Source organism: Pontibacterium sp. (assembly GCF_964228735.1).
Taxonomy (GTDB): domain Bacteria; phylum Pseudomonadota; class Gammaproteobacteria; order Pseudomonadales; family Balneatricaceae; genus Pontibacterium.
On record NZ_CAXRBQ010000146.1, the window covers coordinates 1 to 16,324 of the forward strand.

Consider the following 16,324-nt stretch of genomic DNA (forward strand, 5'->3'; position numbering starts at 1 on the left):
AGGCAACTGGGAGAGCAGGGCTGCCTATGAGGGCCGGAAACGCACATTCATCGTTAAGGCTTCACTGATCGCTGGAAACCGTGCGATAAGCCTTTAAAAGAGAGAACCCCGCTAAAAAGCGGGGTTCGTCAGCAACCTGAGCCGCTCATAGAGCGGCTTTCTGAACAGGTATGCAACCGATTACAGGCTCAGCACTTTCTCACCACGGGCGATACCGGATACACCGGAACGCACCACTTCAAGAATGCTGGCACCGGACAGCGCTTCGATAAACGCGTCCAGTTTGCTGCTGGAACCCACCAGCTGCACGGTGAAAGTGTTCTGAGTTGCGTCGATCACCTGACCACGGAAGATATCCGCAGTACGTTTGATCTCGGCGCGTACAGTACCGTTGTTGGCCTTCAGCTTGATCATCATCAGCTCGCGCTCGATGTGTTCGCCTTCGGTTAAGTCAACAACCTTCACTACGTCGATCAGTTTGTTCAGCTGCTTGGTGATCTGCTCGATCACACGGTCGTCACCGATTGTAGTGACGGTCAGACGGGACAGGGTCTCGTCATCGGTCGGCGCTACAGTCAGGGACTCGATGTTGAAGTTGCGCTGAGAGAACAGGCCAACAACACGGGACAATGCGCCCGGTTCGTTTTCCAGAAGTACAGAAATGATATGGCGCATGATTAAGTTCTCTCCGTTTTGCTCAACCACATATCACGCATAGAGCCACGTGGTACCTGCATTGGGTATACGTGCTCGAACGGATCTACCGCGATGTCCATGAATACCAGACGATCTTTCATCGCAAACGCTTCGCGCATCGCACCTTCCAGATCAGCATACTTGTCCACCTTCATACCTACGTGACCGTAGGACTCAGCCAGCTTCACAAAGTCCGGCAGGGACTTCATGTAGGACTGAGAGTGACGGGACTCGTAGTTCATGTCCTGCCACTGACGAACCATACCCAGAGACTGGTTGTTCAGACAGATGATCTTCACTGGAATGTCGTACTGGTTACAGGTAGACAGCTCCTGGATGTTCATCTGAATACTGCCCTCACCGGTTACACAGGCAACGTCGGCGTCAGGGAAGTTCATCTTCACGCCCATTGCTGCAGGCAGACCAAAGCCCATGGTGCCCAGACCACCGGAGTTGATCCAACGGTTCGGGTGGTTGAACTTGTAGTACTGCGCCGCGTACATCTGGTGCTGACCTACATCGGAACATACGTACGCATCACCGTTGGTGATGGTGTCCAGCATCTCGATAACCTGCTGCGGCTTCATCAGCTCGGAGTCGTCGGTACGGTAGCGACCGCCGTGACGACCACGCCACTCTTCGATCTGCTCCCACCAAGACTTCATCGCTTCCGCATCCAGCTGCTTGTTGGACGTTTTCAGAACCGACAGCATCTCTTCCAGAACGTGTTTCGCCGGACCTACAATCGGAATGTCCGCACGGATCGTTTTGGAGATGGACGCCGGATCGATATCCACGTGGATGATCTTCGCGGTTGGGCAGAACTTGTCTGTACCGTTGGTTACACGGTCATCGAAGCGCGCGCCGATGTTCAGGATCACATCCGCATGGTGCATTACCATGTTCGCTTCGTAGGAACCGTGCATACCCAACATACCAACGTTGTGCTTATCACGACCGGCCAGCGCACCCAGCGCCATCAGCGTGTTAGTGGTTGGTACGTTGGTCAGATTAACCAGCTCACGTAACTCTTCGGATGCCTGACCAATAACGATACCACCGCCTGCCAGGATCACCGGACGCTTAGCGCCCAGGAACAGGTCCATCGCTTTTTTGATCTGACCCGCGTGCCCACGGTTGATCGGGTTGTAAGAACGCATTTTGACGTTCTTCGGGTACTCGTATGGGAAACGATCGGTTGGCGTGGTCATATCCTTAGGGATATCCACCACAACCGGACCCGGACGACCCGTTTGCGCAATGTGGAACGCCTTACGGATAATCGCAGGAATATCCTCCGCGCGCTGAACACTGAAGTTGTGTTTCACGACCGGACGGGAGATACCCAGCATATCCGTTTCCTGGAATGCGTCCTCACCAATCAGGTGACTCATTACCTGACCGGTAATCACCACCATTGGAATAGAATCGGTGTACGCGGTTGCAATGCCGGTAATGGCATTGGTTGCACCCGGGCCGGACGTCACCAGCGCGACGCCAGCCTTGCCGGTAGCACGCGCATAAGCATCCGCCATATGAGTTGCAGCTTGCTCATGACGCACCAGTACATGCTGTACATCTTCCTGCTGGAACAAGGCATCGTATAGGTGCAGCACGGAGCCGCCCGGATAGCCATAGATGTACTCAACACCCTCATCTTTAAGGGCGCGTACCACCATTTCTGCGCCTGAAAGTAATTCCACTGTTTCACCCTCTCACTGCGTCGGAAACAATCCGACAAACTAAATTTCTGCAACGAATGAACGCAGCCTGCCCATCAGACGATGGTGACGTCTTTGATAGGTAAACTTATAAATAACCGTTCCTGATAAACGAGACACAAGCGGCTCACGTTCGGGTGCTCGCCAAGTCTGAGGATCTCTCAGCCGGCAGACCTTCAGGAAGTTAAGCGGCATACTTAACTCCGCCGGGGCGTTCGGGGTGGCCTAATAACCCAAGGTCGGAAGAAAATTGGCCCCAATTCTCGCATTTAGACGGACGTTGATCAACCGGCAACCAGCGAAAATGGGGAGATGCAGAGAGTTCGGGATCGGGTTATAGTGAGGAAAAACCCGCAGGCGATACCAACACAGCAATTTATTGCGGGGATGTATATCAGTTTAGCCTAGGAGCACGTCAATGAGCGTCGCAGAAATCAAGAATAAAGACCGCGTAATCAACGAGTTAATGCTCTTTATCCGCAAAGTACTGTCCGAACCGGAGATCTGTGAAAAAGCGATCGAGATCGCCCGTAAGCATATCAACGATCCAAATGCCGATGTCCTGATTGCAGACGAACTGTCCTCCACTACCAACGTCAAGATCCCGGTAGAACACAGCGACGCTGACAAGCTGTTCCTGCAGGTCCTAAAGGACGTAGTACGCGACGAAACCGCGCTGTACTAAAAGTACGACCCCGCACTCAGCAGAGGCCATCGTGTCTCTGCTACTTCCCCTGCCGTCTGAACGGCACCCATAACAGGCCCGGCAACCACTGGGTTACCTTCGGATCATCAAACCCTTCTACACCAATTTTCATGCCCCGCTGACCGGCGTCCGGCTGTGCCTTGTAGGTACCAAAGATGCGATCCCACCAGGGCAGGTTAAAGCCAAAGTTACTGTTGGTTTCATCCAGCTGACGCGAATGATGGACCCGGTGCATATCCGGTGTGACCAGCACCAATCGCAGATAACGATCCAGCGTGGCTGGCAGACGGATATTGCCGTGGTTAAACATCGCCGCACCGTTCAGGATCACCTCAAACAGGATCACCGCCAGCGGAGCTATACCTAGTACGCAGATAAGGACGAACTTGATCAACATTGAGAGGATAATTTCAATCGGGTGGAAACGGGCACCGGTGGTGACATCGTAGTCCAGGTCCACATGGTGCACCCGGTGCAGACGCCAGAGGATCGGTACATGGTGAAACACCACGTGTTGGGCATAGATCGCCAGATCCATCAGCAGCAGGCTCAGTACCAGACTGACTGCCAGCGGCGATTCGATCAGGTTGAATAGGCCCCAGCTGTTGTTTTGCGCCCACACAGCCACACCCACTGCGGCCGCCGGAAACAGCAGGCGCAGGATAAAGCTGTTGAGAAACACCAGCCCCAGGTTGTTGCTCCAGCGCAGCAGTTTGGAGACCCGCAATTCGCGACGCGGAGCCAGCACTTCCCACATCGCCACAAGGGCGAGGATGCCGAAGAAACAGCTCAGGCGGATGGTGGTTTCGTGGGTAGTGATAAAGGTGGCAAGGTCCATTGCGGCTGTCCGGTGTTACTGATATCTGTCTTCTACGACTGTAACGCGGAAACCGATGGATGAGAATAAAGCAAGGTCGCGATCGATGGTCGCGACCTTTTGTGGGAGGAGTTTAACGGAAGGTGAACTCCCCTGCCTCCACATCCACAGCGATCTCATCCCCCGGGACAAACTGACCGGCCAGCAGAGCCTGCGCCAACGGGTTCTCAATATACTGCTGGATCGCACGTTTCAGCGGACGGGCGCCGTAGATCGGTTCAAAGCCCAGCTCCACCAGCTTGTCCATTGCGGTAGATGTCAGCGTCAGGCCCAACTCACGTTCCGCCAGACGGGCACGCAGACGGTTAAGCTGGATCTCGGCGATACCGGCCACCTGCTCTTTCTTCAGGCTGTGGAAGACCACTACCTCGTCGATACGATTGATCACCTCCGGACGGAAGTGACCACCCACAGCCTCCATCACCGCCGCTCGCATCAGCTCGTAGTCGTCATCGTCGCTGTAGTTCTGAATCAGGTCGGAGCCCAGGTTGGAGGTCATCACCACGATGGTGTTGCGGAAGTCTACGGTACGGCCCTGGCCGTCGGTCAGGCGACCGTCTTCCAGCACCTGCAGCAGGATATTGAATACATCCGGATGGGCTTTCTCCACTTCATCCAGCAACAGTACGGAGTATGGCTTGCGGCGCACCGCTTCGGTCAGGTAACCACCCTCTTCGTAACCCACATACCCCGGAGGCGCACCGATCAGACGTGCCACGGAGTGTTTCTCCATAAACTCGGACATATCGATACGCACCATCGCCTCTTCGGTATCAAAGAGGAATCCGGCCAGCGCCTTACACAGCTCGGTTTTACCCACCCCGGTCGGACCGAGGAACAGGAAGGAACCGTGTGGACGGTTCGGATCAGCCAGGCCTGCACGGGAACGGCGTACGGCGTTGGATACAGCCACCACCGCTTCTTCTTGGCCCATCACACGTTTGTGCAACTCGGCTTCCATACGGAGCAGTTTCTCACGCTCACCTTCCAGCATCTTGCTGATCGGGATGCCGGTCCAGCGGGAGACTACCTCAGCCACCTCTTCCTCGGTGACTTTGTTACGCAGTAGTTTGTTCTTGCTTTCGCTCTCCTGCTGTTCCGCTTCGCTGGCCTGGGCGAGCTGCTTTTCCAGCTCTGGAATACGGCCATACTGCAGCTCGGACATGCGGGACAGGTCACCTTCACGGCGTGCTTTTTCCATCTCCACACGGACCTGGTCGAGCTCTTCCTTCACCTTCTGGGAACCCTGCAGGGCAACTTTCTCTGCTTTCCAGATCTCATCCAGATCGGCAAATTCACGTTCCAAACCACTGATGGTGTCTTCCAACTCTTCCAGACGTTTCTTCGCAGCAGCGTCTTTCTCTTTCTTCAGCGCCTCGCGTTCCATCTTCAGCTGGATCAGACGGCGTTCCAGACGGTCCATATCCTCCGGCTTGGAGTCCATCTCCATGCGGATACGACTGGCCGCTTCGTCGATCAGGTCGATCGCTTTATCCGGCAGCTGACGGTCGGTGATGTAACGCTGGGACAACTTGGCCGCTGCAATAATCGCGGAGTCGGTGATATCCACCCCGTGGTGCACTTCGTAGCGCTCTTTCAGGCCACGCAGGATCGCCACGGTGTCTTCTTCATTGGGTTCATCCACCAGCACTTTCTGGAAGCGGCGTTCCAGGGCGGCATCTTTTTCCACATACTGGCGGTATTCATCCAGAGTGGTAGCACCGACGCAGTGCAGCTCACCACGAGCCAGGGCTGGCTTGAGCATGTTGCCCGCATCCATGGCCCCTTCGGCTTTACCGGCACCCACCATGGTGTGCAACTCATCGATAAACAGGATGATCTGGCCTTCCTGCTTGGACAGTTCGTTCAGCACCGCTTTCAGTCGCTCCTCGAACTCACCGCGGAACTTGGCACCAGCAATCAGGGCGCCCATATCCAGCGACAGCACCCGTTTGTGTTTCAGGCCTTCCGGCACCTCACCGTTTACGATACGCTGCGCCAGACCTTCGACGATGGCGGTTTTACCCACGCCCGGCTCACCGATCAGCACCGGGTTGTTCTTGGTACGACGCTGCAGTACCTGGATAGCTCGGCGGATCTCATCGTCACGGCCAATCACCGGGTCCAGCTTGCCGCTCTCGGCGCGGGCGGTCAGGTCGATACAGTATTTTTCCAGCGCCTGACGGCTCTCTTCCGCATTAGGATCGTTGACGTTTTCACCACCACGCATCTGACTGATTACTCCTTCCAGACGTTGTTTGTTGACTCCACTTTCACGCAACAGCTTTCCAGCCGGGGACTTGTCATCCACCATTGCCAGCAGTACCAGTTCGTTGGCGATGTACTGATCGCCGCGCTGCTGCGCGAGTTTATCGACCAGGTTGAAGATACGGCCGGTATCCGGCGAGATACGGATCTCACCGTCGGCATTGGCGACACGGGGCAAATCATTCAATGCCTGTGACACCTTTTGTCGCAGTGTATTGATATCGGCACCAGCCTGCGCCAGCAGTTGTGGTGTGGAACCCTGCTGCTGATCGAGCAAGGCGCTGAGCAGGTGCATCGGTTCGATGTAGTTGTGGTCACGACCTACGGCAAGGGATTGCGCGTCAGCCAGTGCTTCCTGGAGTTTGGCGGTAAATTTATCAGGTCTCATTTTGTCTCCTTACACAGCCATCAGGCCTGTGTGGGTTTGAGTGCTCCTGCGCCGACACCGGGTCAGCCGCAACAGCCGCTCTGCACTCCCTTTACTCAGGCGAGTGCGGTGAAACAATCCCGGCATACGCTGCCGGAGGATCTTACTTAAATAACGCTTTCCTAATGTATGGGGCCAGACGGTTGTGGTTTCAAGATAGGTCAGTATTTAGCCACATAAAGTTTGATCATGAGCAAATCTAATGGTCGTCTTAAAAAACCTGTAGGCTTACACAAAACATCAACAAAACCGTCACCAGCCTGTTATGCGAATCGTCTAAAACTCTGACCCCATATAACTAAACCTCAACGAGACACGTGAGATGCTGAAAGATCAATATCAGGGTGATGCAGATCGCCTGCAGGACAACGCTTCCGATCTGGAAACTATCGTAGACAAAGCAGTAAGCCGTCGTGGATTCCTACGTGGCGGTGCTGCAGCAATGGGCCTGTTCCTGGCCGCTAACCCGCTGGCGCAGGCTGTTGCTGCGGCAACCAAACCAGCTGCGAGCAAACTGCTGGGCTTCTCTGCGATTCCAGCCAGCACTGCTGACACCTTCGTTGTACCGGACGGCTACAACGCTCAGCCACTGATCTCCTGGGGTGACCCAATCCTGCGTGGTGCGCCGGCATTCGATGAGTCCGGCAGCCAAAACTCTGCGGCACAGGCGGGCCAGTTCGGTGACAACACCGACGGCATGAGCCTGTTCCCACTGTCTGAAGACCGTGCCCTGCTGGCCGTAAACAACGAATACACCAACTACAAGCTGCTGTTCGATCACAAAGGCAAGGCGATGACCGCTGACGATGTGAAAAAAGCACAGGCAGCACACGGTGTGTCCGTATTCGAGATCAAGCAGAACGCTGACGGCAGCTGGAGCTACCTGAAAGATTCCGCATACAACCGTCGTATCACGGCGAACACCCACATGGAGCTGACCGGTCCTGCGGCGGGTCACGACCTGATGAAAACCAAGGCGGACCCAACCGGTAAAAAAGTCCTGGGCACCTTCAACAACTGTGCAAACGGCCAGACCCCTTGGGGCACCTACCTGACCTGTGAAGAAAACTTCAACGGTTACTTCTCCTCCACCGACGAAAACGTAAAGCTGGACGCACACCAGAAGCGTTACGGCATCAAGGCGAAGGATAAAGGTTACCAGTGGTCCTCTTTCGACGAGCGCTTTGACCTGTCCAAAGAATCTCAGGAAGCGAACCGCCACGGTTGGGTGGTAGAGATCGATCCGTTTGATCCGAACTCCACGCCGAAGAAGCGCACTGCGCTGGGCCGCTTCAAGCACGAGAACGCTGCCCTAACCATCGACGACAACGGTCACGTTGTGGTTTACCTGGGTGACGATGAGCGTGGCGAGCACCTGTACAAGTTCGTATCCAAAGGCAAATACAACGCCAACGATATGAGAGCGAACCGCGACCTGCTGGAAGAGGGCACCCTGTTCGTGGCGCGCTTCAACGCAGCAGACGGTGAGCTGAAAGGTAAAGGTGAGTGGGTTGAGCTGACGCACGGCAAAAACGGCCTGACCAAAGCGAACGGTTTTGCAGATCAGGCGTCTGTAATGATCTTTGCCCGTGAAGCAGCAACCCAGGTGGGCGCAACTACCATGGACCGTCCTGAGTGGGTTGCGGTACACCCGAACAACAAAGTGGTTTGCTGCACCCTGACCAACAACAAACACCGCGGAAAGAAAGACGGCCAGCCGGTGGGTGGTCCTAACCCACGCATCAATAACAAGTACGGTCAGATCGTGCGCTGGTGGCCAGCGAATGGCGATCACACCGCCGCTGAATTCGACTGGGATCTGCTGGTCATCGCCGGTAACCCAACCGTTCACTCCGGTAACCTGTACGCAGGTTCCACCAACGTCAGCGACGAGAACATGTTCAACAGCCCGGACGGTATCGGCTTCGACCAGGCAGGTCGTCTGTGGATTCAGACCGACGGTAACTACTCCAACGCGAAAGACTTCGCGGGCATGGGTAACAACCAGATGCTGTGTGCAGACCCTCAGACCGGCGAGATCCGTCGCTTCGCGACTGGTCCGGTTGCCTGTGAAATCACCGGCCTGACCTTCTCCCCTGACCAGCGCACCATGTTCGTGGGCATCCAGCACCCGGGCGAAAAAGACAAGCCATCCCACTTCCCGGCAGGCGGTAACAGCAAGCCGCGTTCTACCATCATGGTGGTGCGTCGCAACGACGGTGGCATCATCGGCGCATAAGCCGACTTTGCCCCACTAAAAAAGGCGCCTGCGGGCGCCTTTTTTCATGATGACGAATACGACCTAGCGATACCACTCGCGCATGATCATATGGGTGCGGATTCTGGCGCCCGGTGGCTTTAGTTTGGTCACTGCCGACAGCAGATCGTGCAACCGCTGCATGTTAGGCACATCCACATAGACCAACAGATCCACATCACCGCTGGTGCCGTGACAACGCTGCACTTCGGGAAACTTCATCAGCTCCTGCACAAAAGGCGCACACTCCATGCCGCCATGGCTGATCTCGAAATACGCCTTCAAGCGGTCGCCGTTTTCGGTCTGTGCGGCGGTCAGCACCTGGTAGCCCAGAATCTCGCCTGAAGCCTCCAAACGTTTGATCCGCTCGGACACGGCTGTGCGTGACAGATTCACCTGCTCTGCGATGCTGGACACACTCTGGCGCGCATTTTCCTGCAACGCTGCGATTATTTTCTGATCAAAACTATCCATCTGATCACCTGACCTGCAAAACGTCGGAATTCACCGGGAAATGCTGCAAATCGCAACCGCATTACGGCACCTTGAATCGGGGATCATCCGTACACTGGTGTTTTCGATCTGGAGCGTTGGGGATGACAAGGCTAAATCAAACAATTACACGCTGGCAAGGGATGGGCTTGATCGCCACCACCCTACTGGGCACCGGTGTGTTTATCATTCCGCAACTGACCATCCAGCAGGCGGGCGACCGGGCGTTCTGGGCCTGGGTAATCCTGCTGGGTGCCATCCTGCCACTGGCTTACGTCTTTGCCGAGCTGGGCCGCAAGTACAGTCACGCGGCCGGCCCTGCGTATTTCGTCGGTGAAGCCTTTGGCCAAACCGCTGGCCGGGTGGTCGGACTGCTGTTCCTGTTTGCCGTACCACCGGGTGCGGCCGCAGCGCTGATCATGACCTTTAAGTTTCTTGATCCGATAATTTCACTCACCGCGCAGCAGCTGATCGGCATCGAGCTGCTGGTGTTTATGACGCTGTTTTTCCTCAATCGGCGTGGCCTGAAGTTGTCCGGCCGTCTCCAACTGGGCCTGACGTTGATTATCCTCGCCGTAGTGGTCTTGATGCTGGGTGCAGCGCTGCTGACAACCGCTGCCCCTGCAGAGGTCAAGGCAGGCACGTCCGACGATGTGCTGGCCGCGATCGGGTTGGCGATCTGGAGTTTCCTGGGAATCGAGGCGATCACCCATCTGGCAACCGAGTTTAAGGATGTGAAGCGCGACTTTATCCCGGCCACACTGGGTGGGGTCGCGCTGGTTGGCCTGATCTTTATCGGTTGTACCTATCTCTCCCTGCTGGCACCGGATCACGAGCTGGCAATGGTCGGTGCATTTGAGCTGTTGCTGGGCGAGAGTGGACGCTGGATTATCGGCGCACTGGGTCTGATCAGCGGTCTGGCGACGATCAATGTGTACTTTGCCAGCTTGTCGCGTCTGGCTTGGAGCTTCAGTAACGAGGGGGTACTGCCGGCGCAGCTGAAACCTCTCAACAAACACCAGGTTCCGGCAGCCGCCCTGCTGGCATTTATGCTGATCTCGGCATTGATACTAGTAACAAGTTTCTTTACTGAACTGGACTTTGCCGTACTGGCACACTGGGTAAACGGCGTCTTCGTATTGATCTATGGCGCAGCGATGTTCGCCGCCTGGAAGCTGCTGTCACACCGGCATCGTCCAGCAATTGCGGTTGGGTTGGCCGCCTGCGCTTTGTTTGTTTACAGCCTGGGCAGCTCTATGTTGTATGCGGTATTACTTTCGATTGTGATCAGCTCAGCCCTGCTCATTCAGCAGCACTGGCGTAAGCGGGACGCGACAGTCGTCTCACGCCCGCTTTAGGAAGCTTTTGGAATCATATGGTTGCAAACACCGTTTCCAACGCATCGTCTGCCAACTGGCTGGCCGGTGTCAGGGTGCGGCGCTGCCAGGGGATAAAACCGAAGTACCAGGCGCGCCAGAATCCGACGGATGCCTGGGGGTTCTGCTCCAGCAGCCCCTCCAGAGTTTCCACCTTGCCCAGTTTGACGCCCAGGGCATCACGGAAACATTCGTGCACAAACTTGGAACAGAACTGACGTTTGGAATCGAAGTGGAAACCCAGGTGGTAGAAGGTGCCCATCCGTTTCTGCGCTTCTACTTTCAGCAGCTCAACCTGCGCAGCACTGACACCGGATTTCAATCGTCGGATCGCCACCTCGTTGTTGCAGGTCCTTGCCAGATACTTACGTAGCGGGCTGCGTTTCACCACCGGTACGGCACTTTCCAGTACGTACCATTCACCCTGTTCACGCACCACAAAACCCACATGCGAACACCAGCTACCGGTACCCCGTGCCACCTGCTTATAGAGAAAAGCGTTGATGGAGATAAACAGGATATCGCCCTCTTTTAGGTTTTCGCGTACTTGCGCTTCCAGTTGATCCAGTTGTGTGTTGCGAGTCATACCGCGGCCTCCATTTCGTTGATGGCTGGCAGTATTGATTAGAGCGTGAAGGGAGGGAATTTTCTCCGCCGGAGTAGCAAATTTTGCTACCCAGCGTCGCCAAAGGATCAGGATTTGGAGGTATGGGTAGATATTCTGGGCGCATCACAGCCCGAACACCCTGCACAGCCACGGGACTTGCCACACCCGACTTTCAGGCTGCGACGGATAAAACGGCTGAAGGAGATCAGGATCACCAACACCACCACGGTCAGTACCATTAGATCAAGCCAACTCAGGTCCGCCATGTTGCCCCCTTAATAAAACAGGCTGGCGATATGGTAGGTCAGGAACGCACCACCCCAGGCGAGTACCAACCCCAGCAGGATGGACACCATCGCCCAACGCCAGCTACCGGTCTCACGACGGATCACCGCAATGGTAGCCAGACACGGCATATAAAGCAGGGTAAACACCATCAGTGCCAGCCCCGCCGCCGGTGCCAGACCCGCCAACAACGCAGCCTGCAAACCCTCCATATCCTGCTCACCCGCCTGGTACACCACCGCCAGGGTCGCCGCGATCACTTCCTTGGCGATAAAGCCGGAGAGCAAAGCAACGGTTTCCTGCCAACCCAGCCCCAGTGGCGCGAACAACGGTGCCAGTAAGTGCCCCAACTGCTCCAGGAACGACTGGTCGGCATTCTGCGGGAAGGTTTGCAACAGCCAGATCAGAAGGGAGCCCACCAGAATCACGCCGCCGATCTTGGAGAGGAAATCCCCCGCCTTGTCCCGCACGTGCAATGCCAGCGAACGTAGCGACGGCCAGCGCCAGGGTGGCAGTTCCATAATGAAGGATTCATCGTGTTGTGCCGGGATGGTGCGGGACAGGATCGCCGCCACGGTAAATGCCATCAGGATGCCCAGCATATAGAGACCGAACAACACCGTACCGGCCCGATCAGCAAAGAAGATACCCGCCAGCAAGACATAAACCGGCAAACGGGCCGAGCAGCTCATAAACGGATTGATCAGGATAGTGATCAGACGCGCGCGCGGCTCTTCAATGGTACGGGTTGCCATAATCGCCGGCACGTTGCAGCCAAAGCCCATCACCAACGGCACAAAGGCTTTGCCGTGCAGTCCCACACGGCTCATCAGCCGGTCGGTCAGGAACGCGGCACGTGCCATATAACCGGATTGTTCCATGATTGCTATAAAAGTGAACAACAACACCACATTGGGCAGGAACACTAATACACCGCCAACCCCGGCAATGAGACCGTCCACCAGCACATCCCGCAGCAAACCTTCCGGCAAACCTGCTGCCAACCACTGCCCCAACTGCGCGACGGCGGCATCGATCCAGTCCGCTGGAAAAGCACCGAGGGTGAAGGTGGTCTCGAACATAAACCAGAGCAATCCCACAAAGATTGGCAGACCGAGCCAACGGTTCAGTACCACAGAATCAATCCAGTGCTCGGCAAAGGAGATCTCGTCATGGTCGCTGCCACTGTTATGCATCAGACCATGGATATAACCATAGCGCCCCTCGGCGATCAGCTGTGCGGTGCTGTCGTCGTGGTAGCTCTCCAGTTGCTCGACCTCGTTATGCAATAACTCACGTTGATTAGCGTGCAGCACAAACGGTACATCTCCGGCGGACTCCAACGCCTGTACCGCCTGCCAGCGGTTCAATCCGCTATCGGTCAGACGACCAATGGATTGTTCCACATGTTGCTCGTAAGCGATCTCCAATGCAGGTGCTTCGTTCTTCTTACGCAGCTGTTCAACCAGGGTATCCAGCAATAGATCCAGGTAACGGGGTTTACGCCCGTCACTGGGCAGCACCCGCATATCCAGCAGTCGAGCCAGGTTGTCACAGTCCGGGGCGATACCTTGGGCTTCCGCCTCATCCAGCATGTTCATTGCGATAACAGTGGGCAGTTGCTGCTCCAACAGCTGGGTGGTGAGCGCCAAGTTACGCGCCAGGTTGCCCGCATCCACCACGTTGAGCACCAGATCGGGTGGTGTCTCAAACAGGTAATCCCGTGCGACACGCTCCTCAACACGGTTGTGACTGAGAGAGTAGATCCCCGGCAGATCAACGAAACGCAGCGTCACCCCCAGGTGCTCGCGTTCTCCTTCGCGGCCGGTGACGGTCACACCCGCCATGTTGCCGGTACGCTGACGTGAACCGGTGAGCAGGTTAAAGAGGGAGGTTTTACCGCAGTTGGGGTTGCCCAGCAGGGCCACGGTGAAGATCTGACTAGTCATCACACAACTCCACTTCCACCATACAGGCATCGTCGTTGCGCAGACAGATCTGCTGGCGACCAATCGCATAGGTGCGCGGATCACCCCACAGGGTGCTGGCACTGAGCCGAACCATCTGGCCGCGTAAGACACCCAGCGCGGTCAGGCGCTGGCGCAGGTTATCGGGGCCTTTAATCGCCAGAATGCGGCAGGTTTGTTTCTTTTGAACGTCGGTCAGAGTCATGGGGCAACCACTGCATATGAGAATGCGAATGATTATCCAACACTCTTACACCGTGCCCCATGATTAATATCAAGATTTACTAATATTACGTACTCAGTTGGCCAACGGAAAGTCGAAACAGGTATCCGGGTAAGGCTCGTCCTGCAGGGTGAAATGCCACCATTCATGATGAAACGGCACAAACCCGTGCTGTACCATCACATGCTGCAGCAACATACGGTTGGCGCGGGCCTGGGCCGAGATGGTCTGGCAATCGATCCAGCTTTCCGGACCAAAGAAGTCAAAACAGGTCCCCATCTCCAGTTCTGCACCGGTTTCCAGATCAATAATGGTCAGGTCAACGGTACTGCCACGGGAGTGGCTGGAGTGCTGCACCAGATAGCCCTTGGAGAACAGCTCGGGTTTCTGCAGTGAAGGGTAGTAGTCCGCCTTGTAACGGATATCGTCGTGGTCTTCAGACCAGCGCAGGAAGTGATCCACCGCACGCTGTGGCCGGTAGGCATCAAACACCTTCAAGCCCAGACCAAACTCCGCCAGTGCCTGTTGCACACGCAACAGTGCGCTGGCAGCCGGGCGGGTGATCAGACACAACTCGGCGTCGTAACCGTCGATGCGGTCACCAACAAAGTTATCGCCGGTGAGGTATTTGAGGTCGAGCCGGAGGGTAGGTACGACCGTGAGCAGGTCGACAAATAAAGCCGGGCGTTGCAAGTTATCCACAGCATGATTTCCTGAAGAGTGTGCTGTTACTCTAGCCGCAGATGACAGCAAAGGCCATAGGGCGACACTGTCTGTTATTATGGTCCCGATTTATATGCTGCCGATAGAGAGTTTTCATGTCACAGTCCACCACGCCGCACCTGGGTGCTGCCATCAAACAACGGCGTAAAGAGCTTGGCCTCAACCTGACGCAGCTGGCGGAGCTGTCCAGTGTCTCCCGCTCCATGCTGTCGGAGATCGAACGGGACAACACCAATCCGACCTTCACCAGCCTGTGGAACATCACCCGCGCCCTGGGACTCAGCATTGATGAGCTCACCGCTCTGTGCGTGGAAAGTGACGACCTGAAAATTGAGCAGCAGACAGCACAGAACACCCCACGGATGCTGAGCGATGATGAAGGTTGTGAACTGCGGGCACTGAACCCGATCGCTACCGCCTCGGAGTTCGAGTGGTACGAACTGATCATTCAGCCGGGCAGCGCCCTGGTTTCGGAGGCACACAGCCGTGGCACCCGCGAGCACCTGTCAGTGAGCGAGGGACAGCTGGAGGTGATATTGCAGGGACAGGTCAGCGCTTTGGGCAGCGAAGGCGATACCCTGCGCTACCGGGCGGATGTACAACACAGCATCCGTAATGCCGGTGAGCAGGTGGCCCGGGCCTTTCTGGTGGTGCATAAAACGGCGTAGTTCAGCTACGCCAGTCCAGGATCACCTTGCCGGAGTTACCCGAGCGCATCACGTCGAAGCCCTGCTGGAACTCGCCAACCGGGAAATGGTGGGTAATGATCGGCGTCAGGTCCAGGCCAGACTGGATTACTGATGCCATCTTGTACCAGGTCTCAAACATCTCGCGACCGTAGATCCCCTTGATCAGCAGTCCCTTGAAAATCACCTGATTCCAGTCGATCGCCATCTCATCACCGGGGATCCCCAGCATGGCGATCTTGCCACCATGGTTCATGGCACTGAGCATATCGCGGAACGCCTGGGGCACACCGGACATCTCCAGACCTATATCAAACCCCTCTGTCATCTCCAGCGCGGTCATCACCTCGTCGAGCGACTGTTTAGCCACATTCACGGTATGCTCAACACCCATCTTCCGGGCCAGTGCCAGCCGATAGTCATTCACATCGGTCAGCACCACGTGGCGCGCACCGACATGGCGGGCAATTGCTGCGGCCATGATCCCGATGGGGCCTGCACCGGTGATCAGCACATCCTCCCCCACCAGATCGAATGAGAGTGCGGTATGCAGGGCGTTGCCGAAGGGGTCGAAGATCGCCGCCAGATCATCAGATATATTGTCCGGGATCTTGAAGGCGTTGATTGCCGGAATGACCAGGTATTCTGCAAAGGCACCGGAACGGTTCACCCCCACACCGACCGAATTACGGCACAGATGGCGGCGCCCGGCCCGGCAGTTACGACAGTGTCCGCAGGTGATATGACCTTCACCGGAGACCCGGTCGCCAATCTTGAAGCCCTCGACCTCACAACCGATGTCCGCCACCTCACCGACATACTCATGGCCAACCGTCATCCCTACGGGGATGGTCTGCTGCGCCCAATGGTCCCAGTTGTAGATATGGATATCGGTGCCGCAGATGGCGGTCTTGTGGATCTTGATCAGCAGGTCGTTATGGCCAAGCTTCGGCCGCTGGGTGACATGCAACCAGATCCCCTCTTCGGGATGCAGTTTTGCCAGTGCGCGCATC

At 56.2% G+C, this 16,324-nt stretch carries 15 protein-coding genes; 4 read left to right on the forward strand and 11 right to left on the reverse strand.

The window, feature by feature from the left end; all coding sequences use genetic code 11:
• Positions 1–180 precede the first annotated feature (180 nt).
• Both ilvN and ACEQ15_RS16220 read right to left on the reverse strand, forming a co-directional pair.
• Positions 181–675, reverse strand: a complete 495-nt coding sequence (gene ilvN / locus ACEQ15_RS16215; RefSeq protein WP_370280283.1) for an acetolactate synthase small subunit — start codon at positions 673–675, stop codon at positions 181–183.
• 2 nt (positions 676–677) lie between these two features.
• Entirely contained in the window at positions 678–2,399 is a 1,722-nt protein-coding gene (locus ACEQ15_RS16220) for an acetolactate synthase 3 large subunit (RefSeq protein ID WP_370280284.1), read from the reverse strand.
• Between the two features lie 436 nt (positions 2,400–2,835).
• On the opposite strand from ACEQ15_RS16220, the gene ACEQ15_RS16225 reads away from it, so the two are divergent.
• Entirely contained in the window at positions 2,836–3,102 is a 267-nt protein-coding gene (locus tag ACEQ15_RS16225; RefSeq protein ID WP_370280285.1) for a hypothetical protein, read from the forward strand.
• 40 nt (positions 3,103–3,142) lie between these two features.
• On the opposite strand, the gene ACEQ15_RS16230 is transcribed toward ACEQ15_RS16225, so the two are convergent.
• Positions 3,143–3,961 carry a sterol desaturase family protein gene (locus tag ACEQ15_RS16230; protein ID WP_370280286.1) on the reverse strand — a complete coding sequence of 273 codons (819 nt, stop codon included), beginning with the start codon at positions 3,959–3,961 and terminating at the stop codon, positions 3,143–3,145.
• 112 nt (positions 3,962–4,073) lie between these two features.
• Complete coding sequence (gene clpB, locus ACEQ15_RS16235; protein WP_370280287.1) at positions 4,074–6,656, reverse strand: ATP-dependent chaperone ClpB; 2,583 nt, start codon at positions 6,654–6,656, stop codon at positions 4,074–4,076.
• A 361-nt stretch (positions 6,657–7,017) separates the two neighbouring features.
• On the opposite strand from clpB, the gene ACEQ15_RS16240 reads away from it, so the two are divergent.
• Positions 7,018–8,934, forward strand: a complete 1,917-nt coding sequence (locus ACEQ15_RS16240; RefSeq protein WP_370280288.1) for a PhoX family phosphatase — start codon at positions 7,018–7,020, stop codon at positions 8,932–8,934.
• Between the two features lie 63 nt (positions 8,935–8,997).
• On the opposite strand, the gene ACEQ15_RS16245 is transcribed toward ACEQ15_RS16240, so the two are convergent.
• A complete protein-coding gene (locus ACEQ15_RS16245; protein ID WP_370280289.1) occupies positions 8,998–9,426 on the reverse strand; it encodes an Lrp/AsnC family transcriptional regulator in 429 nt (142 codons plus the stop codon).
• 122 nt (positions 9,427–9,548) lie between these two features.
• On the opposite strand from ACEQ15_RS16245, the gene yjeH reads away from it, so the two are divergent.
• Complete coding sequence (gene yjeH, locus ACEQ15_RS16250) at positions 9,549–10,802, forward strand: L-methionine/branched-chain amino acid transporter (protein ID WP_370280290.1); 1,254 nt, start codon at positions 9,549–9,551, stop codon at positions 10,800–10,802.
• Between the two features lie 13 nt (positions 10,803–10,815).
• Here the strand turns inward: yjeH and ACEQ15_RS16255 are convergent, their stop codons facing one another.
• The 5 genes from ACEQ15_RS16255 to ACEQ15_RS16275 form a co-directional block, all read right to left on the reverse strand.
• Positions 10,816–11,406 (reverse strand): YiiX/YebB-like N1pC/P60 family cysteine hydrolase, encoded by a 591-nt coding sequence (locus ACEQ15_RS16255; protein ID WP_370280291.1) that lies wholly within the window; start codon positions 11,404–11,406, stop codon positions 10,816–10,818.
• 107 nt (positions 11,407–11,513) lie between these two features.
• Positions 11,514–11,693: a hypothetical protein gene (locus ACEQ15_RS16260; protein ID WP_370280292.1), complete on the reverse strand. Its 180-nt coding sequence runs from the start codon at positions 11,691–11,693 to the stop codon at positions 11,514–11,516.
• A 9-nt stretch (positions 11,694–11,702) separates the two neighbouring features.
• Positions 11,703–13,661: a ferrous iron transport protein B gene (gene feoB, locus ACEQ15_RS16265; RefSeq protein ID WP_370280293.1), complete on the reverse strand. Its 1,959-nt coding sequence runs from the start codon at positions 13,659–13,661 to the stop codon at positions 11,703–11,705.
• The gene (locus tag ACEQ15_RS16270) at positions 13,654–13,884 is read right to left on the reverse strand and encodes a ferrous iron transport protein A (RefSeq protein WP_370280294.1); all 231 of its coding nucleotides are present in this window, start codon (positions 13,882–13,884) and stop codon (positions 13,654–13,656) included. The genes feoB and ACEQ15_RS16270 overlap by 8 nt, the downstream gene beginning before the upstream one ends.
• A 93-nt stretch (positions 13,885–13,977) precedes the next feature.
• Positions 13,978–14,604, reverse strand: coding sequence for a M15 family metallopeptidase (locus tag ACEQ15_RS16275; RefSeq protein WP_370280295.1), 627 nt, complete (start codon positions 14,602–14,604; stop codon positions 13,978–13,980).
• Positions 14,605–14,720: 116 nt separating this feature from the next.
• Between ACEQ15_RS16275 and ACEQ15_RS16280 the strand changes: the two genes are divergently transcribed.
• The gene (locus tag ACEQ15_RS16280) at positions 14,721–15,293 is read left to right on the forward strand and encodes a helix-turn-helix domain-containing protein (RefSeq protein WP_370280296.1); all 573 of its coding nucleotides are present in this window, start codon (positions 14,721–14,723) and stop codon (positions 15,291–15,293) included.
• A 1-nt stretch (position 15,294) separates the two neighbouring features.
• On the opposite strand, the gene tdh is transcribed toward ACEQ15_RS16280, so the two are convergent.
• Positions 15,295–16,323 carry an L-threonine 3-dehydrogenase gene (gene tdh / locus ACEQ15_RS16285; protein WP_370280297.1) on the reverse strand — a complete coding sequence of 343 codons (1,029 nt, stop codon included), beginning with the start codon at positions 16,321–16,323 and terminating at the stop codon, positions 15,295–15,297.
• Position 16,324 lies beyond the last annotated feature (1 nt).